The sequence below is a fragment of the Saonia sp. genome (assembly GCF_056326165.1).
This window is the reverse complement of record NZ_JBWFBN010000002.1, coordinates 132562-159358: the sequence shown is the minus strand read 5'-3', so window position 1 is coordinate 159358 and position 26797 is coordinate 132562. Positions and strand designations below refer to the sequence as shown.

At 37.2% G+C, this 26797-nt stretch carries 12 protein-coding genes; 5 read left to right on the top strand and 7 right to left on the bottom strand.

What is annotated here, in order from left to right; translation table 11 throughout:
* The first annotated feature begins 1 nt into the window (after position 1).
* The 3 genes from AC000W_RS03375 to AC000W_RS03365 are packed head-to-tail and all read left to right on the top strand — an operon-like array spanning position 2 to position 5069.
* Positions 2 to 2674: a sialate O-acetylesterase gene (locus AC000W_RS03375; RefSeq protein WP_474746012.1), complete on the top strand. Its 2673-nt coding sequence runs from the start codon at positions 2 to 4 to the stop codon at positions 2672 to 2674.
* Positions 2675 to 2683: 9 nt separating this feature from the next.
* Complete coding sequence (locus AC000W_RS03370) at positions 2684 to 4219, top strand: glucuronyl esterase domain-containing protein (protein WP_474746010.1); 1536 nt, start codon at positions 2684 to 2686, stop codon at positions 4217 to 4219.
* A gap of 1 nt (position 4220) precedes the next feature.
* Entirely contained in the window at positions 4221 to 5069 is an 849-nt protein-coding gene (locus AC000W_RS03365; RefSeq protein ID WP_474746009.1) for an alpha/beta hydrolase, read from the top strand.
* Between the two features lie 3 nt (positions 5070 to 5072).
* Here AC000W_RS03365 and AC000W_RS03360 read toward each other — a convergent pair whose 3' ends face one another.
* The 5 genes from AC000W_RS03360 to AC000W_RS03340 form a co-directional block, all read right to left on the bottom strand.
* Complete coding sequence (locus tag AC000W_RS03360) at positions 5073 to 8318, bottom strand: VCBS repeat-containing protein (protein WP_474746008.1); 3246 nt, start codon at positions 8316 to 8318, stop codon at positions 5073 to 5075.
* A gap of 160 nt (positions 8319 to 8478) precedes the next feature.
* Complete coding sequence (locus AC000W_RS03355; RefSeq protein WP_474746007.1) at positions 8479 to 10455, bottom strand: carbohydrate binding domain-containing protein; 1977 nt, start codon at positions 10453 to 10455, stop codon at positions 8479 to 8481.
* Between the two features lie 22 nt (positions 10456 to 10477).
* Positions 10478 to 12097 carry a RagB/SusD family nutrient uptake outer membrane protein gene (locus tag AC000W_RS03350; protein ID WP_474746006.1) on the bottom strand — a complete coding sequence of 540 codons (1620 nt, stop codon included), beginning with the start codon at positions 12095 to 12097 and terminating at the stop codon, positions 10478 to 10480.
* A gap of 12 nt (positions 12098 to 12109) precedes the next feature.
* Entirely contained in the window at positions 12110 to 15148 is a 3039-nt protein-coding gene (locus AC000W_RS03345) for a SusC/RagA family TonB-linked outer membrane protein (protein ID WP_474746005.1), read from the bottom strand.
* A gap of 399 nt (positions 15149 to 15547) precedes the next feature.
* Positions 15548 to 23887, bottom strand: a complete 8340-nt coding sequence (locus tag AC000W_RS03340; RefSeq protein WP_474746003.1) for a T9SS type B sorting domain-containing protein — start codon at positions 23885 to 23887, stop codon at positions 15548 to 15550.
* Positions 23888 to 24026: 139 nt separating this feature from the next.
* Between AC000W_RS03340 and AC000W_RS03335 the strand changes: the two genes are divergently transcribed.
* Both AC000W_RS03335 and AC000W_RS03330 read left to right on the top strand, forming a co-directional pair.
* The gene (locus AC000W_RS03335) at positions 24027 to 25148 is read left to right on the top strand and encodes a PQQ-dependent sugar dehydrogenase (protein WP_474746002.1); all 1122 of its coding nucleotides are present in this window, start codon (positions 24027 to 24029) and stop codon (positions 25146 to 25148) included.
* Positions 25149 to 25195: 47 nt separating this feature from the next.
* Positions 25196 to 25597, top strand: a complete 402-nt coding sequence (locus tag AC000W_RS03330; RefSeq protein ID WP_474746000.1) for a c-type cytochrome — start codon at positions 25196 to 25198, stop codon at positions 25595 to 25597.
* A gap of 1 nt (position 25598) precedes the next feature.
* On the opposite strand, the gene AC000W_RS03325 is transcribed toward AC000W_RS03330, so the two are convergent.
* Positions 25599 to 25958 carry a DUF6970 domain-containing protein gene (locus AC000W_RS03325; RefSeq protein WP_474745999.1) on the bottom strand — a complete coding sequence of 120 codons (360 nt, stop codon included), beginning with the start codon at positions 25956 to 25958 and terminating at the stop codon, positions 25599 to 25601.
* Between the two features lie 25 nt (positions 25959 to 25983).
* The gene (gene murQ / locus AC000W_RS03320) at positions 25984 to 26796 is read right to left on the bottom strand and encodes an N-acetylmuramic acid 6-phosphate etherase (RefSeq protein ID WP_474745998.1); all 813 of its coding nucleotides are present in this window, start codon (positions 26794 to 26796) and stop codon (positions 25984 to 25986) included.
* Position 26797: the final 1 nt, after the last annotated feature.

Genomic DNA, 26797 nt, shown 5'->3' with positions numbered 1-26797 from the left:
CATGAACAAATCAGCTACATTATTTTTCTTAAGTATTTTTTCATTTTTTATCGCTCATTCACAAATTAAACTCCCTCAATTAATAAGTGATGGTGTTGTTTTGCAAAGAGATGCTGAACTAACCCTTTGGGGTTGGGCATCACCTGGTGAAAAAGTGGAACTAACTTTCCGAAACACAAAATATCGGGCGATTGCAGATTCTTCTGGGGAATGGATAATGATGCTAAAGCCTCAAAAAGCTGGTGGACCTTATAAAATGACTTTTAAAGGGAACAATAAAGTCTCCATAAACAATATTTTATTTGGTGATGTCTGGATCTGTACCGGGCAGTCCAATATGGTATTGAACATGGGGCGCGTTAAAGAAAAATACCCCGAAGAAGTAGCATCTGACCATTACCCAGAAATAAGAAACTTTTTTATCCGAACACTTACAAATTTAGATGGACCTCAAAACGATTTACCATCTGGCGAATGGAAATCTGCCGTTGGTGACGATATTCAGGGAATAGGTGCATTAACATACTTTTTTGCAAAAGATTTACATAAAAAATATAATGTCCCAATTGGGATAATAAATGCAAGTGTTGGTGGAACCCCTATTCAATCATGGATTAGCGAAAGTGGGTTTAAAAAATTTCCCAGAGAAACGGAAATCATTAAGAAAAACAAGGACAAGGAATACATTGAATCTGTAACGGCAAGACCTAATTTTTCCAATTCATCACCCCCAGAAGTTAAGGACAAAGGTTTAATTGGTCCGCATAAATGGTTTGAAGATGCATATGTACCAAAAGGATGGAAAAGATTCAATATTCCTGGTTATTGGGAAGATCAAGGTGTAAAAGATTTAAACGGTGTTGTATGGTTCAGAAGAGAAGTGAATGTTCCCGAGGAAATGATAGGTACAGATGTTAAACTCTTCATGGGGCGTATTGTCGATGCCGATGAAGTTTATGTAAATGGAACCAAAGTAGGCAATATAACATACCAATACCCCCCAAGAAGATATACGGTGGAAAGCGGTATTCTTAGAAAAGGAAAAAACACCATCACTGTTAAAGTTACCAATTATGGTGGTAAAGGAGGTTTTGTTCCTGACAAAAATTATGAACTAACTGCAAACGGAGTAAGTATTGATTTAAAGGGAGATTGGCAATATAAAGTTGGTGAAGTTTTTGTGCCCCGAAGCGGTTCTTTTGGTGGAAGAAGGTTTTCGGCCCAAAATCAACCAACATCTCTATATAATGCCATGGTCGCGCCTTTGACAAATATTTCGGCAAAAGGGTTTTTATGGTATCAAGGGGAATCCAATACGGGAAATCCTAAACCTTATAGAAAGTACCTACCTGCCTTGATTAATGATTATAGAAATCAATTTGAATTGCCCAATGCACCCTTTTTATACGTGCAATTGACCAATTTTCAAGATGTAGACTATGTGCCAACAGAAAGTAATTGGGCAGAGCTAAGGGATGCACAATTCAGTGCATTGTTAGTTCCCAATACGGCAATGGCCGTTGGTATAGATTTGGGAGAATGGAACGATATTCACCCTTTGGATAAAGAGGGAGTGGGCAAACGTTTGGCTTTGGGCGCTATGAAATTGGCTTACGGAGAAGATATTGTTCATTCCGGTCCCATTTATAAATCGTCCCAAATTGATGGAAACAAAATTATTTTGACTTTTAATTCTGTTGGAAGTGGTTTGGTTTCAAACGATGGAGAGCCTTTAAACCGATTTGAAATAGCCGGTGAGGACCAACGATTTGTTTGGGCCAATGCCAAAATCGAAGGCAATACCGTTGTGGTAGAAAGCAATGAGATTTCCAATCCAAAATATGTGCGTTATGCGTGGGCAAACAATCCCCAAGGAGCTAATTTGTACAATAAAGAAGGGCTGCCGGCCTCACCCTTTAGAAATTATAATCCAGATGCATTAGACGATTTGCCGTGGCAAGGAAAAAAAGGAGCAGTTATTTTAACCTATGATGATGCCCTAAATGTTCACTTGGACAATGTGCAACCACTATTGGACTCTTTAAACCTAAAGGGTACCTTTTACGTATCCACTTATTCCGAAGCCTTTAGAAATAGAATTAAGGATTGGAAAAAATTAGCCGAAAAAGGGCATGAATTGGCTAATCATACAATTTTTCATCCCTGTATAGGAAAAGAAAGTCGACCGTGGGTCAATGAAAATTATGATATGGGTACGTATACTGTACAACGTATGGTAGATGAAATCAAAATCAACAATACGCTCTTAGAGGCCGTTGATGGTAAAAAGGAAAGGACTTTTGCCTATACCTGTGGCGATTTTACAGTAAATGGCGAAGACTTCTTTATTGATGGGCTTAAGGATGATTTGGTGGCGGCTCGAGCGGTTCGTTCAGAAATGCATACCATCGATGAAATAGACATTTATAGTATGGATAGCTATGCCATTGTAGGTGAAAGCGGTGAACAAATGATCAATTTAGTAAAACAGGCAGTCGAGAGTAATTCGCTTCTAATATTCCTATTTCACGGCGTTGGTGGTGAACACGCTATGGATGTTTCTCTTTCTGCCCATAAAGAACTTTTAGAATACTTAAAACAACATGAATCTGAAGTGTGGACAACTACGCTTATCAATGCTGTAAAAAACATAAAAAAACACCAATCTAAATAATTCAAGAAAATGAAAAATCTTTTTTACTTGCTAGCCGCGTTTCTTTTTACAGTTACGCAATCCAATGCACAGTCATGGTTATTGTCCCAGGCGGAAAGAGACAGTATAAACCAGCTTGGTCAAAGGAACCAGGAAACCATGATGAAACAGCTTGGGATTTCAGAACTTAGGCCTGGCCCAAGTGGTAATGAGAATGCCCCGAACCATGCCAATTACGATGAATCAATAGCGAATCCTTGTCCACAACTCCCAGAATTGCTGGTGACCAACAAAGGGGGGAAAGTAAAAAATGCCGATGATTGGTGGAAAAAAAGACGTCCAGAAATAGCTGAGGATTTTGAAAGGGAAGTATATGGTAGATTGCCAAAGAATATTCCCGATGTCACGTGGACCGTAAAAGTTACCGATAATGAATTTGTACGTAGAACGCCTGTAATTGTAAAACAATTGGTAGGTCATGTTGATAACAGTTCGTATCCCGAAATAGATGTAAATATCAATGCCATGCTGGTAGTCCCTACCAATGTAAAGGGACCTGTTCCAGTTTTGATAATGTTCGGCCGACCTTCTTTTCCCGCTCCGGCTCAACCGTCGTCAAAAGATATGGAAGTGTTGAATGCTTCTTTTAAGGAAATGATGATTAAGCATGACCCAAAAACGAAGGCCATTTTTGATAAATACCCAGCCTATAGTCCAATTACAAGATTACCTGGTCCAAATTTTTGGGCTCCGTTACCTGAAGGTGACCTACCCTCTACAGAACAATTATTAGCTGCCGGTTGGGGATATGTTACCCTAGAGCCAGCGAGTATACAGGCCGATAATTCAGCCGGACTTACAAGTGGTATAATCGGCTTGGTAAACAAAGGACAGCCACGAACTCCTGAAGACTGGGGTTCTTTACGGGCTTGGGCTTGGGGAGCTGCTCGTACATTGGATTATTTGGAAACAGATGCTTTGGTTAATGCTAAAAAAGTGGGAATAGAAGGTGTTTCAAGATATGGAAAGGCAGCCTTGGTAACTTTGGCTTTTGAAGAGCGTTTTGCAATTGGTCTAATTGGCTCATCAGGTAAAGGAGGGTCAACTTTGCACAGAAGAGTTTTTGGGGAGGCGGTAGAAAGTTTGACCGGTTCTGGTGAAAGTCATTGGATGGCAGGTAACTATATAAAATACGGAACAGAAAAATCTTCTTTTGGTAGAATGACAGGGTGTGACCTACCGGTAGATTCACATCAGCTAATTGCGCTATGCGCTCCTCGTCCTACTTTTATAAGCTATGGCATTCCAGAAGAAGGTGATGCAAAATGGTTGGACCAAAAGGGAAGTTATATGGCAACTATAGCCGCTGGTGAGGCATTTAAGTTATTGGGAGCAAATGACCTTGGGGTTTCCAATGATTATTTAAAGGAAGAGATGCCTCCATACAATACCGACATGTTGGATGGTGAATTGGCATGGCGCCAACATGATGGTGGTCATACGGATTGGCCCAATATGAAACATTTTATTCCTTGGGCAAATAGGGTTTTGGGTTATGAAAAATAGAATGAAAATTTTCTTTTCGAGTTTATTTTTTATTTTTTTTGTTCTGGGGGCTCAATGCCAAGAACGGGACACCTTATACTTATGGCCCACTGAAGTGCCAAATGAGCTCAATCCAAAGCATAGACCGGTACAATATCCAGATACCAGCAGGGCGGTCATTAGAATTACAGGAATCACGAATCCTTCTTTGACTGTTTTTAAACCAAAAAAGGAAATTTCAAATGGCACATCTGTAATCATTGCCCCTGGTGGAGGCTATCGATACTTGGCCATCAACATAGAAGGTTATGAAATTGCGGAATGGTTAAATACATTAGGGTTCACCGCCTTTGTTTTGGAATACAGAACCCCAGACAACAGATTGGGCGCATTAAATGACATGCAACGGGCAATTCGCTTGGTTCGTGGTAAATCGAAAGCATTAGGGTTAAATCCCAATAAAATAGGGGTCTTGGGCTTTTCGGCGGGTGGTCATTTGGCAATGTTATCCAGTTCAAATTTTAATGAGAACTCATATGAACTTTTGGATGAAATAGATAAGACATCATCCCGTCCTGATTTTGCTGTATTAATGTATCCTGCATATTTGGACCGAGGAGAAAGCAACACCTTGTCTGATAACATTCATCCTAATGAAGAAATGCCCCCTCTTTTTATTTTTGGAACATTGGACGACCCTCTTTCAAACGGGTTCTTGGTTTTGGCACAAACCTTAAAGAAAGAAGCTATTCCTTTTGAAATGCATCTACTGCCGACCGGTGGTCACGGATATGGAATGCGAAAGGGAAATCCTGCTGCCGAAGAATGGCCAAATTATTTAAAAAAATGGCTGAAAAAAACTCTCAATTAATATCTATTTCATTCCATAAATAGTAATTGGGCCATCATTATTTGCTATTAAAAAGTAATCCCTGTCGGCTACTTTTATTTTGTCCATATCCTTTACGTTTCCATTATTATAAAAACTGATATCTGTATAAGGATGTAAATCCCCTTTTTCATCACCCAGTAAAATGTAGCCTGTATTGGAATCGTACCTAATGGTTTCCACTTCTGCCTCAAAAATACCGCCTACTCCCAATACATCCATATATCCATCATTGTTAACATCATTTACAACAAAGGACATGGTTGGACCAACTTGAGCTGTAGTAGGAAGCTTCTTTATTGTAAAAGTTCCATCACCATTATTTAGAATAAATGAAGAGCTAAAAGTATATACTTCTTTATGATAAGAATTTCCAATTTCTTCTTCACCGTATATATCAATTAAACTAGAATTTGCAAATTCTTTATAGGTCTGTATTTTTTCACTAACAAAGGCATTTTGTTCCGTTGAACATTCCTTGCCCCTTACTGGAACTAATTTGCCATTATAGACTTTACTTAAAACCATATCATACGTAGCATTCCTATCAAAATTATTTCCATATATATGAAGCGGCTTTTCCTTTGTAGGATGAAATTTGTTATTGTTCCCAAGATTGCCCACTAGATAATCCATATCACCATCCTTGTCCAAATCAACTTCTTTTATAGTGTTCCACCAACCACTTGTATCTGCAAATTCTGTTAGGCTTTTTTTTGAAAAAACCCCATTGGAAAATTCAAATAAAGTTATTGGCATCCACTCCCCTACCACAAATAAATCTTTATCTCCATCACCATCATAATCGGAAAATATTAAGTTGTTCACAATTCCTACTTCTAAAAATTCTGGTGCTATGTTTTTGGTGACATCTTTGAATTTTCCATTGCTATTCTCCAAGAAATAAGACCTTGGAGCCAACGGATACTTTCCTGGAACTACATTACCGCCTATTGCCAAGTCCAAATCACCATCACCATCAAAATCAATGGATTTAACGCTTTTGGTACTTGTAATTATTTTTGGCAAACCTGAACTCTTGGAAAATGAGCCATCACCCTTATTCAAATATAACCTGTCCTGTAACAGCGGGCTGCTTTCAGCTAGTTCATACCCGCTACTGGTCACATAAAGATCTAAATCCCCATCAGAATCCGCATCAAAAAAATGTGCTCCTATATCTTCATATTTTTTTTCGGAAACAAATAATGCTTCACTTACCTTGTCAAACGCTCCACTATTTGTCTGCAAATACATTTCAGCCGGTTGGTTGAAGGCACCTCCAACAAAAAAATCATCCAATCCATCATTGTTTATGTCTGCGACCTCAATACAAGGACCTTGTTGCGACTTTTTCTGTGGCAACAATACTTGTCTTTCAAAATCATTAAACGGGTTTTCTTTATGTTTATAATCGATCCCAAAAGCTTGTGGGCTTATTGATTTAAAAGCTTGTGGAATTGTTTTTTTTATCTGCCCATCAAACTTGAACTTCTTTTTGTCAAAAACAAGTGTTTGATTTACTTCTACATTATCCATTGCCAAAACAGAGTTATCGCTCCAAACTACTTCAATTCTTTCAATTATTTCTTCATCTCCTAAACCAAAATTAAGTACTGGAGACATTGAAGATTGGTAGCCTCTGGATAAATAATGCTCTTTAAATTGTTGTTTCTCATTCGAATATACTTTTACCTTTGCGCCAATTGCATTTCTATTCTTTTCGTCTCCAATAAGTTTAAGGTTTATATAATTTGCATCGGTGTTATTCCTGTAAATTGAAGCTACTTCATCAATATTATTAATGACCAAATCCAAATCACCATCATTATCCAAATCTGAATACGCAATGCCGCTGGAGTTGACTTTTTTGTCCAACCCCCAATCTTTAGTCTTGTTGGCAAAAGTTAGGTCTCCATTATTCTTAAAAACATAATTTGCCAATTTCTCAGATGGCATAGAGGTTAAAAGATCTTCAACGGTTATATCATTACCTAATGAATCTTGTCTTTTTTTTAAAATTTTTCTATAGTCTTGGTTTCCCAGTTCATATGAAATACCGTTGGTCACAACAATGTCCTTATATCCATCATTATCAAAATCAGCAATAAGAGGCGCCCAACTCCAATCTGTCTTTGAAACTCCCGCCAATTGCCCCACATCACTAAATGACCCATTGCCGTTGTTTAAATTTAGAATATTGGACATATATGAATAATGGTAGCCCTCATTCACCATTCTCCAAAAACCTTTTGTGTTCATACTAGGCATATTCTGCTTACCCCTTATATGATCTTCGGCAGACATATCCAGTACAATTAAATCTGGTAAAAAGTCATTGTTGATATCTGCATAGTCAGAACCCATACTGGAATAAGAAGTATGTTTAATTCTTTGGTTTATCTGATTGGAAAATGTACCATTCTTATTATTGATGTACAAATAATCTGGGGTGATGAAGTCGTTGGCAACGTATACATCTGGCCAACCATCATTATTAAAATCTCCAATTGATGCACTTAAGCTATACTCTTTATTCATTATGCCAGAGGAAAGAGTGACATCAATAAATGTATTCCCGTCATTTCTAAACAAATGATCTGAGGTTTCAGAAAAATACTTTCTATCTTTTCTGTCTTCCAAGGCATTGGCATTCACAAAATCGTTCCTGTGATTAACCAAAAACATATCCAAATCTCCATCTTTGTCATAATCAAAAAAATAGGATTGAATAGAAAATCCATTATCATCCAATCCCCACTTTTGGGCCTCTTCCTTGAATGAGCCGTTTCTTTGATTTATATAAAGTCTATTTTTTCTTAAATTTTCATTGCCTAAAGAAGCAGATTTACAAACATAAATATCTAACCATCCATCATTATTTATATCAACCATAGATGCCCCAGTACTCCAACCTTGTAAATCTTCTACACCAGCATTAGTTGTAACATCTTCAAACTCCAAATTACCCTTATTAATATATAACTTATTGGATTGTTGGTTACACACCAAGTAGATATCATCAAAACCATCATTGTTTATATCACCTATAGCAACACCACCACCATTGTACGTATAAGAGTAATTAAGTCCATTAAAGGCAAAATCCTCTTTAACTGTATTCTTAAAATTTACATTGGATTTTGAACTGGCTACAAGTTCAAAAAGTTTTCCAGAGGTAGTTTTTGTCTTTTTTGATTCATTATCCTTACAACTAATGAATATTGACATAAAAGTTAAGAGGTACAAAGAAACCTTAATTTTCATAAAATTTTTCATGAGACCTAAATATAAAAAAACAAAAAATAAATTATCAAAAAAGCCGCCTACTTTCGTAAACGGCTTCAGTTGAAAATTGCTACTAACTCAATTAAAAACTATTTTTTTTAATTTACTCGCATGGATCATATTCCACTACAGAAACATCATCTACAAAGAACGTCTGTCCTGTTTCTCCCATATCAAATAACAATCTATAAACACCTGATGCTGGCTGAGGAACATCCGTTAAAACAAATGAAAAGTATGTCCAGTCCTCTGGAATGTCCATATTGTCTGAATAGAAGAAATCTGAACCGTCCCCACCATTATATTGCGACATAGAAATTCTGAAGAAACCATCAGGTCCGGCAGCTTTTGCCCAGAAACTGATTTTATAATCATTTCCTGCTTCCATATCCAATGGGTCAGAAGCCATTTGCGTATCCCATGGATTACTGGCTGCACCAGTAGCAGTCAAAGAAGCTCCACCAGATACAAACTCTGCAGTTGAAACTTCATGAGTTCCATTAAGTGATTCCCAACCTGTAAGACCGTCTTCAAAACCTCCATTGGCATTCAAAGGTGCAGACGGTGCTTCGTATTCCCTAACATTGACTGCATCCACAAAGAAAGTTTGACCTGTTTCTCCCATATCGAATAACAACCTATATACACCTGATGCAGGTTGAGGAACATCATTCAAAACAAAAGAGAAATATGTCCAGTCCTCTGGAATGTCCAAATTATCTGAGTAGAAGAAATCTGAACCGTCTCCACCATTATATTGCGACATGGAAATTCTGAAGAAACCATCTGGTCCAGCAGCTTTTGCCCAGAAACTTATTTCATAATCATTTCCTGCCACCATATCCAATGGATCAGAAGCCATTTGTGTATCCCAAGGGTTACTGGCTGCACCAGTAGCGGTTAAAGAACTACCTCCACAATAAAATTCAGTGGTAGAAATTTCATGAGTTCCATTAAGTGATTCCCATCCCGTAAGACCATCTTCAAAGCTACCATTGGCAAGGATTGAAGGAGCTATTCCTCCTCCTGCTCCTACTGCCCCAGGAACCAAACCAATATGATCTATTAAAAATGCTCCTGTAGAAGCCCCCATATCCAAAACAGCTCTGTGCTCTGGCAAATCATTAGTTACTGTAAAAGTCCAACTATAAGGCAGCCATATATCCTCTAACACTTTGTCCTCTCCATAAAAATAATCAGCACCATTACCATCCCATTGAGAAATTGAGAATCTAAAGAAAGCACCTTCATCAACAGCTTTTGCCCATAAAATTAGAGTGTATGTTTCACCAAAATTCAATTGTACAGGATCAGAAGCAAATTGATTGTCCCAAGGGTTTCCACTTGCAGGGTCAACCCTCATAGATCTTCCTCCTCCATAGGCGTCTTCTCCAACTACAGCTGTCATTCTATCACCTCCATTTAATTTTTCCCAGCCAGGGAAATCATCCCCAGATCCATCTTGCATTTCTCCATTGGTCAAAACACTTTCACGCGCCATAAAACCTGTTGTAGCAGTAGTTTCTCCATGAATTGAAGATATACCTATTTCCAAAAATTCATCATCTGCCAGTCCGCTTGGAACTGTTACAACCAATTCGGTTGGTGAATTAGACGTTATTGTAGCTGATACACCATCAATTGTAACCACTGGAGTGTATTCAGAGTTAAAACTTAGTCCTTGAATGACCAAATCGCCTCCAACAGGTACAAAAGCATCAAACTTTTGGATAACTGGTATAGGTCTTAGCAATACTTCAAAAGGAGCAGTTACTCTATAGTTATTAGCCATTGCAAAAGTGATGGTGTTATTACCAATCTCAGCACCTTCAGGGACATTAAAGGTAATTATGTCGCCATTCAATTGAAAACTAGCCTGTACATTACCTACAAATATAAATTGTATGGTATTAAAATTGGTGCCTGTAATAGATACTGGGTCACCAGGAAAAGCACTAGTTACATCAAAACTATTTACCTCAACATCTGGTGCAATAAAATCGTCTTCTTCGCAATTGGTCAGTCCAAGCCCCATTAAAATAGCCAAGAAACCAATTAATATTTTTTTATTCGTTTTCATAATATCTAAATGTATATTTATATTAATAACCAGGGTTTTGTTGACTACCAGTTTGATCTATAAAAGATAATGGTATTGGCCATAACCTGTGTCTATCCTGTACATTTGGAGAAGCATCCACATTATGCATTTGAACTCTTTCAACCAATATGTTATTTCTTTTTAGAAAAGACCAGCGATGCCCTTCATGCCCTAATTCTCGAGCATGCTCCTCAACTATATCTTCCAATGTTATACTACTGAAATTCCCAGATGTATCACCGTAAGCTCTTTCTCGTAAAACATTCAATAATTGCATTGCCCTAGCTGCATTTCCAGCTTTAAAGTGTGCCTCCGCCCCAGAAATGAAGGCATGAGAATATCGGTAAACAATAATGTTTCTCCAACCCTCTGCTTGTGCTACTGTTCTACCCAGTGAACCATCTTCCCAGGTTTTAATGGTAGTTGGTTCTACATATCTCCATTCTCTGCCTTCGGTTGGCCATTGTTCTTGTAAGTGATCTAGTGTAACTACATCACCTAAATTTACACCGTCAGGTAAATTTTCAGCATCATCAAAAGTCCATTCCAACTTATGCCATGCAGCTATTCTGCCGTCTGCTTCATCCATAACATCTCCATCATTATCAGTATCAAACAATGTCCAATAATATGCAGATGGCGATAATCTTGACCAAGGACGTCCTCCGTTTTCCATTGTTCTAGCAACTCCATTAACCCTGTCATATAAAGGAACAAATTGTTGAGATTGCCATTGTACTGTTTCTGGAATTGCTTGGTCAAACCCAATTGAAAAAACAACCTCATCATTTGTCTCGGTATCGCCTTCTAAACCAAAAATATTGTCCAAAGGCTGTAACAAATACGATGCGTCAGCAACTAGCTCGTCTGCTGCTGTTGCTGCTGCTGCGTTATTACCCAAATCTAAATTAGCTTCGGCCAATAATATTAAAGTTAGTCCCCTTGTAGGTCTTTCAATAGGCTCCACAATATTCGGATCAACCTCAGCTCTAGTTCTAATTATCGGAAGGGCCTTGTTCAAATCAGAAAGAATTAAACTGTATACTTCAGAACTTTGTCTTTGTTCTGTTTCAAATTGTGGACCATCTTTGTCCAAATCCCTTACGTCTATAATAGGAATATTATCAAATCTACGCACTAATTCTAAATACAGGTAAGCACGCATGGTGTACGCCTGGCCTAAATTGTCAGCACCAGTTTCACCCAGTTCGGCAACAGGTAAATCCCCAAGTGCCGAAATAATTGTATTGGCAAAAACAATACCGTTGTAGTGTCTGTTCCACAAAGATTCTATTTGCTCACTCTGAGCCGAAAAGTTTCCATCATAAGTATTCATTCCAAACAAACCAGAAGCTGGCTCATCTGCTAAATGTGTACCGTTTCTTACAATATCAGTTCCGCATTGCCTGTTGACCGATACCCTAATATCGCTGAAAATGCTTTTTAATTCCGTTACAGCACCTTCAACAATAGCTTGCGCTCCTTTTGCTGTTTGAGCCGAATCACTACCGGATAAAGAGGTTACACGATCTACCTCTAAAATATTCTCTTCACAACTTTCAGTTATAAATGCAACTGAAATCAATGTTATTAATGTTAAAAATTTATTTAATCTTTTCATGATTTTTTTTTTTTAAAATGTAAGATTAACTCCTAATGACCAGTTTCTTGATATAGGATATTGACCTGTATTTGTCTGCTCAGGAGAATAGGCATTTGTATAATCTGTCCAATATTTTAAGTTATTACCTCGAATAGAGAATTTAAGATCACTTATAAAGGTTTTGTCTAAATACTTATTTGGAAAATTATAAGATAATGATACATTACGCAATGCAACAAAACTTGCATCTTCAACGTGAATGGAATTTCTAAACTGACCTCCATTGGTCAAATGTGTACCATCACCCACTCGTGGATAATCATTGGTAGGATTTTCTGGAGTCCAGTAATTAATATTTACAGTATTTCCTCTTGTTTGGTTATATGATCCATAAATTCCATTAATTCTTGACACTCCTTGAACTGCCTCTAATAGAACAGATAGTTCTACATCCTTATATCTAATTACATTATTAAATCCTCCATACCAATCTGGAGTTGGGTTTCCTAAGAATGTTCTATCATCAAAATCGATATTTCCATCTCCATTGATATCGGCATATTTACCATCACCGGGTGCTGGAGTATTACCAAAATGAGTAACAGCTGGTGTTTCATCTAATTGATATACGCCTTCATATTCAAACCCATAAATTTCTCTAATATCCTGTCCAATAAACCATCCATTATCAACATCGTCGTTTTGACCGGTAAGTGTTGTATTTAAACTAACTATTTCGTTTTTACTTTTAGCCCAATTAACTGTAGCGGTCCATCCAAAATCATCTGTACTAACAATATCGGCTTTCAAAGAAACTTCAACACCCTCGTTCTTGGTTTCACCAATGTTAGAAGGATAGAACTCAAATCCATTATTGAGTGCGGGAGGTATGTTTTGGAAAAGAAGTAAATCTGTAGTATTAGTTCTATACACTTCTACCGATCCTGAAATCCTATTGTTAAAAAATCCAAAATCAAGACCCGCATTTAACTGCTTACTAGTTTCCCATTTTATGTTTTTGTTACCAGCAACATTATTTTGTCTAAATGCAGTTGTACCATCTAAAAGAGTAACCAATTGGCTACCTGGCGTTGCAGAAAACGAGGGTACATTGTCATTACCCAATTCACCGTAACTAAATCTGAACTTTAATTGATTCAAAGCATCTCCACCAAACCACCAGTTTTCATTATGTACATTCCATGCAACGGCTGCAGAAGGAAACCAGCCTATTCTATTATCACCTTCAAATTTAGTAGAAGCATCACGTCTTAAAGTTAATGTAAGACTGTATTTTCCACCATAGTTATATCCTAACCTACTGGCAAGATACAGTTTACCCCAATCATCTGATTGAAGTTGAAACCTTTCCATTGCTTGTGGTGCAGCACCTATTCCTAGATATCCTAATTCATCGGAAGCCGTATTTTCCCCAAACATAATGCTACGTCTCCATTCAAATTGCTGAAACCCAAAAACAAAGTTTGCATTGATGCCATGATCGCCCCAATTCTTTTTATAGGTAAGAATGTTGTCAAGCAAATATGTAGTTGACTCTGTATCTTGAATTTCACCTTCGTTATTGGCCCCATCGGTAAATTGACTACTTCTAAATTCACCCGTAAACTCATCACGCTGTTCTACAAAAGAGTTAAGATTATAGGTTAACCCGTCCGCTAATTGCATTTCTATATATGGGTTAATATAAATTCGATCTACTTTTCTGTCAAAAAGACCTTCTTTTAATTGATGTAAGGGATTTATTGCAAATCTATCTTCGGTAGTAAACTTTGTAAAGTTACCTTCCTCATCATACAGATTGCCATATGGAGAAGTCCCAACCGCTGCATTTAAGGTCAAGTCTAACTCTATTGCCCTTTGATCAGCCTTGGATTTAGAAAACTGTACTCGAGAACCAATCTTAAACCAATCGTTAACATTTAATTCTCCATTAAATCTAAAAGAAACCCTATTGTAATCAGCCCCATCAACAGGACCTGTTTCATTATATATATTTCCACCTAAATAGAAATTTCCAAGTTCTGATCCACCAGTGAAAGTTACTCCAGCTGTATTTTGAATACCAGTTCTTAACACTTGGTCCAACCAATTTATTTCTTTACCAGCTATATAATTTGGATATTCAACAGTGGCATCCAACAAACCTAAAATGGTAGCAGGATTGGGCGCATTGGGGTCTCCCGCCTTAGAAATGTCAATAAAAGTTCTAAGCAGTTGATCACCAGTCATAACTGCTGGCCTTTGAGCCAAATCAACAAAACCGGTTGATGTACTTACTTTAACTTGTGTTCTACCAGATTTTCCACTTTTTGTGGTAATAAGGACAACACCATTGGCTCCAGAAGTACCATATATAGAAGCAGATCCTGCATCCTTTAAAATATTGATACTTTCAATATCATCTGAATTAAATTCTGACAAACTCTGATTCACTAAAGGCACACCATCCACAACAATTAACGGTGTGTTATTTTGATCTATAAGCTCACTACCATTAGTTGAAGCCCCAAGCGAATTGTTACCCCTGATTTTAAAGGTTGGTGATGAACCAGGTGTACCAGAAGATCTAGTTACCTGTAGACCAGCTACCTGGCCTCTAAGAGATTCCACAACATTTGGAACAGGTGCTTTACCTATTTCCTCTACATCTACAGTAGTAATTGCCCCAGTTACATTTGCTCTTTCCATAGTTCCGTAACCAACAACAACAACCTCTTCTAGCTGTTGTAAATCTTCAACCATTTTAATGTCAATGGTACTTCTACCTCCAACAGAGATTTCTTGGTTAACAAAACCTATGTAACTAAATTGCAATACGGCATCGGATGGAACAGTAATAGCATAAAGTCCATCAAAATCTGTGGTAGTTCCTGTAGCAGTCCCTTTAACCACAACACTCACCCCAGCCAAAGGAAAGTTTGAATCATCTGTAACCGTTCCGGATACAGAAACATCTTGAGCACTTAATGAATACGATAGCACCAAAAAGAAAAACAGGAAGTGCCATTTCCTATTCACAAGAATGTTTCTCATTAAATAATTGGTCATGTTGTTAAGTTTTAAATTTAATAAGTTAGTTTATGAGGTTTCAACAATAAAACCTAGGTATTATTTTTAATGTGATAAATATACATAAATATTCAAATTATGCAATCGATTGCGTAAAAAATTTGTAAACCAAGCAATATCTTTAAGTAAATTAAGCTTTAGGTTTACACTTAATTTATTTTATATCAATGAGTTACAATAATTTTAGTATGAGAAAATATCAATAGATTATTTAAAAAGAACGAGAAGATCGTTCCAATATGAGAAGGTTTTTATTTACAATAAAAAGAATAATTAGGTATTAAAACATCAATTATTTAAATAAGCAGCATCTAAAATGGTATTATAATATTTAAATTCTAATAAAAAAGTAATATTACATATGAGTTAAATTTCATTTTACCTGTAAAGTGTAAAATGCCCAACATATTGATGCTTGTTGGAATCATTGGCATTTACAACATACCAATAATCACCTGAGGGAAGTTCGCTGCCTTCATATTTTCCATCCCACTTTGATACTTGATCTAATATGGCAACAACTCTACCATAACGATCATATATTTTAACATCCACATTGGCAAACATTTCTCTGTTACGTGGATACCACTCATCATTCATATTGTCCCCATCTGGAGTAAAATAATTTGGAATATCCAACATACCTGTAAAATTGAATGGCATCATTATGGTTGCAGTACATCCGTTCTGGTCTATTACAGTAATGGTAACTGTATCGTCCATATTAATAGTATACACATTATTCTCACCAGATGATTCTCCTTGGAAAAAATATTCATATCCTCCAAAACCACCAGCAGCTATGGCTGTAATCTCGTTAGGACCAGTTGTTGTTGCCTCTAAAGTTAAGGGATCGTATGCATCTATTGTAAATTCTGCCATTGCCACACAACCGTTCTCATGATAAATATATACGGTATGGTCACCAGGTGCCAAATCTCCATAAGTTCTAGTTGTAGAAGCCTCAAGAACATCATCAACATCTAAAGAAAATAGGAGTGACGGCAATAGACTATCATCCAACATTTCAATAGTTGTAGTGCTGTTAGGGAAAATACCATCACAGCCATATTGCACAATCGGTTCCGCAACCAAATCTACCCCAATTCCTACTGGTACAATTACATTAGTTTCACACCCTTGGGAATCTCTTATAAATACTACATGTGTTTCCCCTCCACTAAGATTATCCAAAAACAAAGAGTCATTCTGAACAAAATCAGCATCATCTGCAGAATCTACACTTGTATAGTATGGCGGTGTTCCTCCAAATACTTCCAAAGTAATGGTGCCATCATTATCTCCTAAACAGGTTTCTGGGGTAGAGCTTGCGACTCCACTTACTAAGGCCATTGGCTCTAAAATTTCCAAGGTTTGGGTAATTGTACAACCTAATTCATCCTGTACAATGATTTCATATACTTGGGGTGCTAAGTCTGTAAATGTTTTTCTATTAGGGAACATGGGGTCATCTCCTTCAAAAAATTCACTTAAATTTTGTGAAATAGCATATCTTATATTACCTGTACCTCCACTGGCTTCAATGGTGATTTGACCATCCATTTCACCATTACAACTAACAGGAAACGCTTCAACATATTCTAATACCAAAGGAGGTTTTGGTTCTATAACAATAGGTGTAGATATTGCTGTACAACCACCACTTTGTGCATAAACATAATAAGTTCCAGGACCTAAGTCTCTAAAAATTCCTGAGGATTGTGCCGTTCTCACAGTATTTGATGCTACTGGATTTGGTGGTGTATTGGAGTTTAATAATGTATAAATGTAATTTCCTATTCCTCCAAAAGCTTCTGAACGAATAATCCCTGTCGCCTCACCAGCACAATTTATTGTTGCATTTGTTAAATCCAAGGAAATAACCAAAGGCAATGCCGCATCAAGAGATATTTGGTTGGATTTTTCAAAAGGACATCCATTTGAGTTTTGTACATCATATTGGAATGGTCCTGGGTCTATTGTTATATCTGCTGGAATTTGAACACTAGCTACTCCACTACCAAAAGGCAAGAACGGGTCTGTTGTGCCTGCCCTTCTGTAAAAGTAATCTAGTCCAACTTCAGGGTTTGTAACGGTTAATTCCATAAGACCCACGTCACCACAACCAGGAGGTTGCAACTCAACCAATTCAGCTACAACAACTTCTGGATCCATTACTGTAATAGGAATTGTGGTATAACTACAATCCCATCCATCAAATACAGTAATTGTATAATCTCCTGCAGAAAGGTTTGCAAAAGTAGGTGTTGTTTGCAATCCACTGGTAGAACCATCTATCAATCTATTCAATTGAAATAAATAATTACCTGTTCCTTGACCTCCCGTAATATTGTATGCTTCTATAATCGCATCATTATCATTATTACACTGTAATGGGCTAACAACTTGTATATCTGAATAAATGGCTGTCGGCGGTAATAAATCAATTGTATTAGATGATATACATCCTAACACATCACGAATATTTATTGTATGAATACCACTAGACAAATCTGTAAATATATTATTAGTATTAGGGAAATCTTGAATAACAGTTGTTCCATCTGGAGCAATTACCTGATATTCATACCCTCCCCAACCACCATCTCCAGTAGCAGTTATTTCTCCTAAACCAGGAACAGCACATGTAACTTCGGAAGTTTGTTGCAATGCTACTGTAAGTGCTCTATCTGGAGAGGTCACTGTTGCTACATTACTAACTGTATCGCAAAAAGGAGTGTCCAGTGCCTCTACTCTAACCACCAAATTCCCAGCTGGAAGCCCTGTTATTATTTCTGGCGTAGCAATAGGTGTTGTGGTATCAAAGGTTCCTATTACACCAGTAGTAGTTTCAACCCCAGTGTTATCTCTAGAGAACACCTCATAATTATACACACCTACATAATTATTTATTTCAATGCTTATTTCCCCATCATTTCCATTAAAACAGGTAACCGGTCTATGTTCAGCAATAATGGCTTCTATTGTGTTATAATCTGGAACATTTACAATAGGAGTTAAATAATTACAACCTCCCAGACCTAGATCTCTTACTGCAAAAATATAGTCTCCTGGCGTGCTAATATCCCATGTAACAGTATCTGTACCTCCAGAACTTCTGGGAGCTTCTGATCCCAATGGAAGAATTTCAACTTCATAATTACCCGCACCTTCATTAACTATTATATCTATAGTTCCGGGATTTACACCAACACCAGTAGCATCACAAGTAATTGGGTTTACGTTAAAACTGAATGTTAAATCTGTTGGAGTGTTTATGGTAAAGGTATCTGTTATTTCACATCCATTTTGATCTCTTGCTGTTATGACTATGGTACGATCTACTCCATTGTCTACAACTTCAAAAATATTACTTGTTTGAAAATTTGTACCATCAAAAGCTGCTGTACCATCATCCATACTATAGGTATATGGAGGTGTACCTGTCAAGGTTCCTGAGCCATCTCCATTGGTATCGTTAAATACAGTAATTATTGATGTGTTGAATTTGTTGTTATTGGGGTCACATGTAAAATCTGTATTTGTTGTATTAATTAAAAAATCTGGCGGGTTTATAATAATGATGTCCAATGAACGGTCAGCACATCCTCTTTCCGATACTACCTCAGCTTGGTAAGTACCATCTGTTAATCCAACAAACAACGGAGAAGTTTGTGGCCCATGAAGAACAGTACTAGTGGCTCCATCATATAATGTATAATAAAATGGGCCATCCACATCAGTTCCTGCTTGTAACTCTATTGTGATGCTTCCATCACCAGCATTATAACATGTAACATCATTCTTTGGTGTAGATGAAATTACTGGGGACACAACCAGAGATACATTTACGTCCACATCATCTGTACATAATGGTAATGTGTTAGAATCCAAATCAGTCACCACAATATTATAATTATCTGGCAACAAGCCTGTAAATATATTTGAGCTTTGTGGTGGGCCCATATCCACTAATGTATCCCCATCCCTTAATTGATATTCAAAATTACCACTACCTCCCGAGGTATTTACTGTGATAACACCGTCACCGGCATTACATGTAGGCTCTGTTGTGGCACTTGCAGTAATAGAGAAAAAGTCAAATACCTCAGCTATTACCGTATTTGTACACCCATTACCATCTCTTACTATTATAGTATACGTACCAGGGTTAGGAACTACAAAGTTTGGGCTATTTTGAAAACCACCCCCAATATCGTACTGAAAAGTATCTTCTGGTAGACCTGATCCTGTTGTTAGAGGAGAAGTTATATTTACTGTATAATTGTTTACGGCTATACATTGATTGACCACATTTACTGTTGGCGTAGGAACTCCTGGCCCTTCAGTCACTGTTACGGTGGTAAAACTAATACATCCGCTCGCATCCCTTACGTAGAAGTCATAATCTGAAGGGTAAGGGATTCCAATTTCATATGTTGTGTTTGAGCTATATGCCCCTGAGGCCGGAGCGGGGTCACTGGTCGGAACATATGCAAATTCATAAGGTGCAGTACCCCCATTGGCTCTTACCGTAATCAAAGCACCAACATTACAGGTAGCTGGTATATTACCATCTATAACTACTGTCGGAATATCTTGAGTGATTGTTACCAAAGCACTAGCACTACAGCTTGTATTGTCATCATTAACTAAGATTTGATAATTTCCTGCCTGCAATCCAGTCAAGGTATCACTATAAGGTATTGTCTCATTGGTAAAGCTAATAGGCCCTCCCACAATACTTCCAGTATCTGTATTTTGTATCTGAATGGTAAAATCTGCCGGGCTTGGAGTAATTCCACTAATGGTATAAGATATTTCGCCATTTCCACTAACATCACATGATGCAGTAGTAGCTGTTGCCGCAATTGCAATTGGACTTGGTGATATAATAGGTGGAATTTCTTCTATATAAGTACATCCCAAATTATCTTGCACTTCAACAAAATAAGTTATTCCATATGCAATTTCTCCTGAAAAATCATGTGTATCTGCATCCACGTTTGGAGAAACCAATGGATTGCCTACCAATCCTATTAAATAAGGGCCTGTACCGCCAACAATATCTACTTCATATGTAAAGAAAGGTGTTGTACAATCTGGTGGTGGAACAACATTCACAGGCACTAAATCCAATTGATTCTGTACAATAGTCACTACATCCCTATCCTCACATCCGGTAGCATCTGTAGTTACTACTGTATAGGTTCCCAAAGGAGTATCGGGGAAGTTGGCTGTGGTAGCTGCAGTAGGACCAACGGTGGCTATAACTATTCCATTAATATCTTCCAACGAATATGTATAATTGGCAGTGCCGCCCGAAACTGCGGTAACATCAATAATTCCTTCTACTGCACCTGAAGAACAAACAGCATCAGTGGGTACAACTGTAGCGTCAATTGGGGTACTAGTTCCTATTGTTGCAGAAAGCAAAGGACTTTCACATCCTCTACTATCTCGTACCATAAAATCATTATAAGTACCTGGTGCATACCCAGAAAATACATTTTGCGTGGCGTATGTTGTACCACCATCATTACTATATTCATATGGAGGAATACCTTGGGTTGTATCTGCTGTTACCACTACTACCCCACTTGTTGGGTCTCCACAAACAGTATCTTGACCTGTAGCTGTACCAGCAATCGTTTCAGGAGGAGATATTGTAACCACATTGGTTTCAGTGACACACCCTCTAACATCATATACTTCAAACTGAAAAGTGGTATCTGTAATAATAGAGCCATCATTGGGAATACTATAAACAAAAGAGTTTCCACTTATGTTGGTTGTAGTTGCTGAATAAGGTGCTCCATTGATGCTTACTTCATAATAGTCATAACTTCCTGCAGAAGTATATCCATTACTAATATTTACTTGTATTTGAGCTGCCGGGCCACCGCAATCTAGTTCTTGGATAATTGAAGCAGTTGTAGTTATTTCTGGTGCAATCGTTATTAACACATCATCCCTACAATTATTGGCATCTCTAACCTCTACATCATAATTTCCTGGAGTAAGGCCAGCAAATGAATTTCCTGCCTGCCATATACTATTATTGATTCTATATTCATAAGAGCCTGCTCCTCCAGTTGCATCTACAACAATTGAGGCTGCATCAACATTATCAAAGCAATAATCCGTTGCTGCATTAACAGAAATAGTCGGAGACGACAGGGGTGTTAATATAAAACTATCTGTTAACGTACATCCATTCGCATCATTTACACTTACTTGATAAGTTCCAGCTTGTGATAAATTAGAGAATGTATTGTTATTTGTTGGACCTAGAGTGGAGGTATCGGGCAATGTCAAAGTATATCTATTACCACCCCATCCTCCTGATGTATTTATAGTTACACCACCAACATTTCCATTTTGGCAATCCATTGGAACTACTGATAAACTATCTATAGTAAATGCTACAGAAGGTTCCTCTATAACTAAAGTAGCAGTATCTGTACAGTTTGTATCCTCATCAGTTACTGCAATAACATAACTACCTGCCGCTAATCCTGTTAACGGAATTAAGCCCGCTGTTTGCCCTGTAATTGCTGGTGCAGCATCTATACTATAACTATATGTACCATTAAAACCATCTACAAGAAAACGACCTTCACCATCACTATCTCCAACACATGTAACACCACGTGTAGCTTGGGCTTGGGCAGAAATTGAACTAATATCTGTAATAGCAAAATTTTCATCATACGAGCAACCAACATTATCTGTAACTCTAAAGGTATAAGTTCCCAATGCCAAACCAGTAAATACATTACTAGCTCCATTATTTATAGCGCTTGGGCCTGGAGCAACAATTTCATATGTATATGGCGCGGTACCATCTGTAACTGCCAACGTTACAGAAACTGTACCCGTAAGACAATCGATATTGGATATGGTAAAATCTAAATCTGTTGGTTTATCTAAAGGAGTAAAAGTTATTGGTGTCAATGGCTGTACACAACCATTGGCGTCTCTTACCAAAGCGGTATACGTACCAACTCCTAAATTTGTAAAAACTGATGTGCCACTAAAACCTGCACCAATGCTATACTCATAGCCTCCTGCCCCACCAGAAACTCCGGTAATACTTATTTGCCCACCATTCTCATTAGAACATGTTGGGGATGCATCAATATTCGCAGTTCCAGAAATAGTTGATAAAGTTCCAATTACGGCAGTATCAATAATATCACAAGAAAAAGCACCTTGCTCATACCTTATTACTACATTATATGTGTTTGGAGCTAGGCTACTAAATACATTACTAACTTGAAATGTTGATCCTCCATTAATACTATATGATAAATTATATCCATTGGTATTTGAAACATTAATGGTAATACTACCATCGTTAGCTCCACCACAATTTCCATCATTGGGTGTTATCGTATATGTTGGGGCTGGTATATTTTCTACATCAACAGCTGCTGTATGAGTACATCCGTTAGCATCTTCTACCAAAATTGGATAATTGCCCGCAGATGTCACAGTAAACGTAGTAGAATTTGTATAAGTGGAGCTATAGCTAGATCCGCCATCCAAACTAAACCTATAAGGTGCTGTACCACCAGAAGTATTTATTGTTACATCTACAGATGTCGCACCACAACCAAAACTATCAGTTGCAGTAGCCGATATATCTAATGGACTAATTCCACTTCCAATTACTATTGGGTCACTGTTAATGTCTTGTGTAATAAGTTCTGAACAATCATTGGTTTCAACTCTAATACTGTATGTTCCAGAACTAACATTGGCAAACGTATAGGTATCAGAAGCATTTGGACCAAAAGTATCCACCGTAACTCCGTTTTTTATAAGTCTGTATGTATAAAAACCAGGAACATCAAAAACTTGAACATCTATACTGCCCAACTCTCCACTACATAAAATATCATTTGCAACAACTTCTGCTCTAATATCTGAACTATCAATGGTCACGGTGTTAGATGGGAATAAACATGCTGTAGCAGAAACATTTTTTAAACGAACCCAAACCATATAGTCGCCAGGAGTGGTAACATCAAAATAAGGCGTGTCTTGATAAGGTCCAGTGGAATTATTTAAGCTATATTCATATCCTGCAGGAACATTTGTAATTTCTACTCTCCCTGGGTTTCCACAAACAATATCTTCCTTTATAACCTGTGGATCTAATGGGTTTAAAGAAGATTTAAAATAAAAATATTCTCCAGAATCAACTCTTACTCTAAATTCTCCTCCTGAGTCTAAATCATAAGTAGCGTTTGTACCTACAGTATTCCACGTACAGGTTGAGTTGGTTGTAGGGCAATCTGCAATAACTGATGTTGCACAACTACCAGAATCTAATTTTTGCCATTGGTAAGAACCTCCACTTTGACTTAAGCTTATTGTTCGGATATCACTTGTACCACACAAAAAGAACTTAGCTAAAGTACTACCATCATTTGGACAGACAACTTCTTCATTGGCGCCTTGTATAATTGTCATATACATTGGGGCACTGGTATATATAGAAGTGTTTATATTTTCTGAAGGAATAAATGAATCCTCAGAATTAGTATTTAATTCAGGAGTAATCTTCTCTGGGGTAGAAACAACCATTACATCGGTAATTTCAACGAACAGATTAAATACTTTAGAATTTGCTATCGCTGTAGAACATATTATTGATATAGCTATCAACAATAGAGCATACATAGGATGCCTTGTTTTTTTAGGAAGCATAGGTTAAGTCAGTTTTTAAGAATACTTGTTTGATTTGGGCTCAACAATATTCTTTGGTGTAATTATTTAAACTTATAATTTCTAGTTATATTTAAACAAAAATTTATTTATTCCTTATTAATAATTCTAACGTAAAGAAATGAAAATTAGTGTTGTATGTACCTATTTATTCGTTGTAATGACCTCTCTGTCTTGTGCCCAACAGGCGAAAAACAAAGCGAAAACCCCTGAAAATATTGACTTTATCGCTGAAATGGTCGTAGATGGTCTTTCCGTTCCATGGGGGATGGCATTTTTACAAGATGGCAGCCTTTTAATATCTGAACAATCAGGCGAATTAATTCGTTTTAAAGATGGGGAAAAAACTACTGTTTCTGGTGTTCCAGAAGTTTATTTTAGAGGTCAGGGTGGGCTTTTAGATTTGGAATTACATCCAGACTATGAAAATAACGGTTGGATATATATTTCCTATTCCTCTACTGAAGGTGAAGAAAAAGGAGGTAATACTGCCATTATGAGAGCTAAATTGAAAGGTAATTCTTTAGTAAACCAAGAGGTTTTGTACAAAGCTACTCCTAATACTACCAAAGGACAGCATTATGGTTCTAGAATTGAATTTGACAATGACGGATATTTGTTTTTTTCAGCAGGAGAAAGAGGAGAAAGAGATGTAAATCCTCAAGATATAACACGTGACAATGGAAAGATATATAGAATTCATGATGACGGGAGCATTCCGACCGACAATCCATTTGTAAACAATGAAACCGCTAAAAAAGCTATCTATAGTTATGGACACAGAAACCCCCAAGGATTGGTTAAAAACCCTGTAACTGGAGAAATTTGGGACCATGAACACGGCCCAAGAGGTGGAGATGAAATAAACATAATAAAACCTGGAAAGAATTATGGTTGGCCAGTAATTACCTATGGGATTAACTATAGTGGCACTCCAATTACTGACAAAACTGAAATGGACGACATGGAACAGCCCATTCACTATTGGGTACCTTCAATTGCGCCAAGTGGTGTAACTTTTGTAACATCGGACATTTATCCAGATTGGAAAGGTAATTTATTAGTAGGATCATTGGCATTTCAGTATTTAGAACGATTAGAGATGGATGGTGAAAAAGTAACCAACAGAACAAAACTTCTAGAAGGTATGGGAAGAGTTAGAAATGTAAGACAAGGACCAGATGGTTATATTTATGTAGCCATTGAAGGAAAAGGCATTTATAAATTGATTCCCAAAACCTAACTTTGGCAGAATAATTGCTCTATTAAGATTAATCACTAAAAAACATTATGAAACAGTTTTTCATTGGCTACGTATTGGTAGTAGGAATTCTATTCAATATCATATTTCAAGATAAAGAAATGGAAGAAAGTATTGCACGCGGAAGTGAAATCTATGCAGATTTCTGTGTTACATGCCATTTAGATACAGGGGAAGGCGTAGAAGGTGTTTTTCCTCCATTAGCAAAATCTGATTATTTGATGGATAATAGGGAGAAAAGCATCTTCGGCATAAAATATGGTCAAACTGGGGATATAGTGGTCAATGGAGTTACCTATAGTAACACCATGGTATCACCAGGGTTAGAGGATGAAGAAATAGCTGATGTAATGAACTATATTACCAATTCTTGGGGCAATAAAAATGAAAAAATGGTAACGCCAGAAGAAGTAGCCGCTATTAAAAAATAAGTTATTCTCTAGAGTCTTCCCATATTAATTTTTCATTTGTCCTATCATCAAAAAAGTCTGGACAAAGTCCATCACCGCTCCCGGTAATTCCACCATCTGGAGAGCAGATTGCTTTGCAGTTTTGATCATATAGTGTGCTACTTATGTCACAGCATCTAGACGAAATAAAATAGACCAACTCACCTTTATATTGATAGCTATATATCTTTGAGGGTGGGTTCCATACAGGCTCATTTTCTATATCACTTATTTTTTGATTGATGCAATCTGGAGTATTGGCTTCTATTTCCTCTTTTGGGTTATTAGAATCACAACCTAACAACTCAACAAAAATCAATAAAACAAACACAACTCTTTTCATAACCTCTATACTTAAAAAGCGAAAATTACTTTAATGCATCAATTGCCTTTTTTACCGAACCATATTCCTTAAGGGCTGCTTCGGCATCATTATAGCTTAATTGAAGCTCTTCTATAAGATAACGGGTTCCCCTATCTACCAACTTATTATTGGTCAATTGCATATTGACCATTTTATTTCCTTTTACACGACCTATTTTAATCATTAAGGCCGTAGAAATCATATTTAAAGCCAATTTTTGAGAAGTACCGCTTTTCATTCTAGTACTACCTGTAACAAATTCTGGTCCCACATTAATTTCTATAGGAATTTCCACTGCTTGGGATAAAGGAGATTCTGGATTGTTGGTTATACATGCAGTCAATAAACCCTTTTTCTTTGCTTCTTTTACCCCTCCTATAACATAAGGAGTCGTGCCAGAAGCTGCAATTCCCACTACAGTATCATTTTCCGATATATCAAATGCTTTTAAATCTTTCCAGGCCTGGTCGGTATTGTCTTCAGCATTTTCAACTGCTTTTCTAATCGCAGAATCACCACCCGCAATTATCCCTATCACCCTGTTGAAAGGCATTCCAAAGGTTGGTGGAATTTCCGATGCGTCCAAAATTCCCAACCGACCACTAGTACCAGCACCAATATAGAAGAGTCTTCCGCCTTTAATGAATCTTTCTACCAAGGCGTCTACCAATTTGGTAATCTGTGGAATTACCAATTTAACCGCATTTGCCACTTTCTCATCTTCTTTGTTCATATTTTTAAGAATGGACAAAGTTTCCATTTTTTCCAAATTATCATGGTTTGAAGCTTCTTCGGTAATTTTCTTAAAATTGGACATA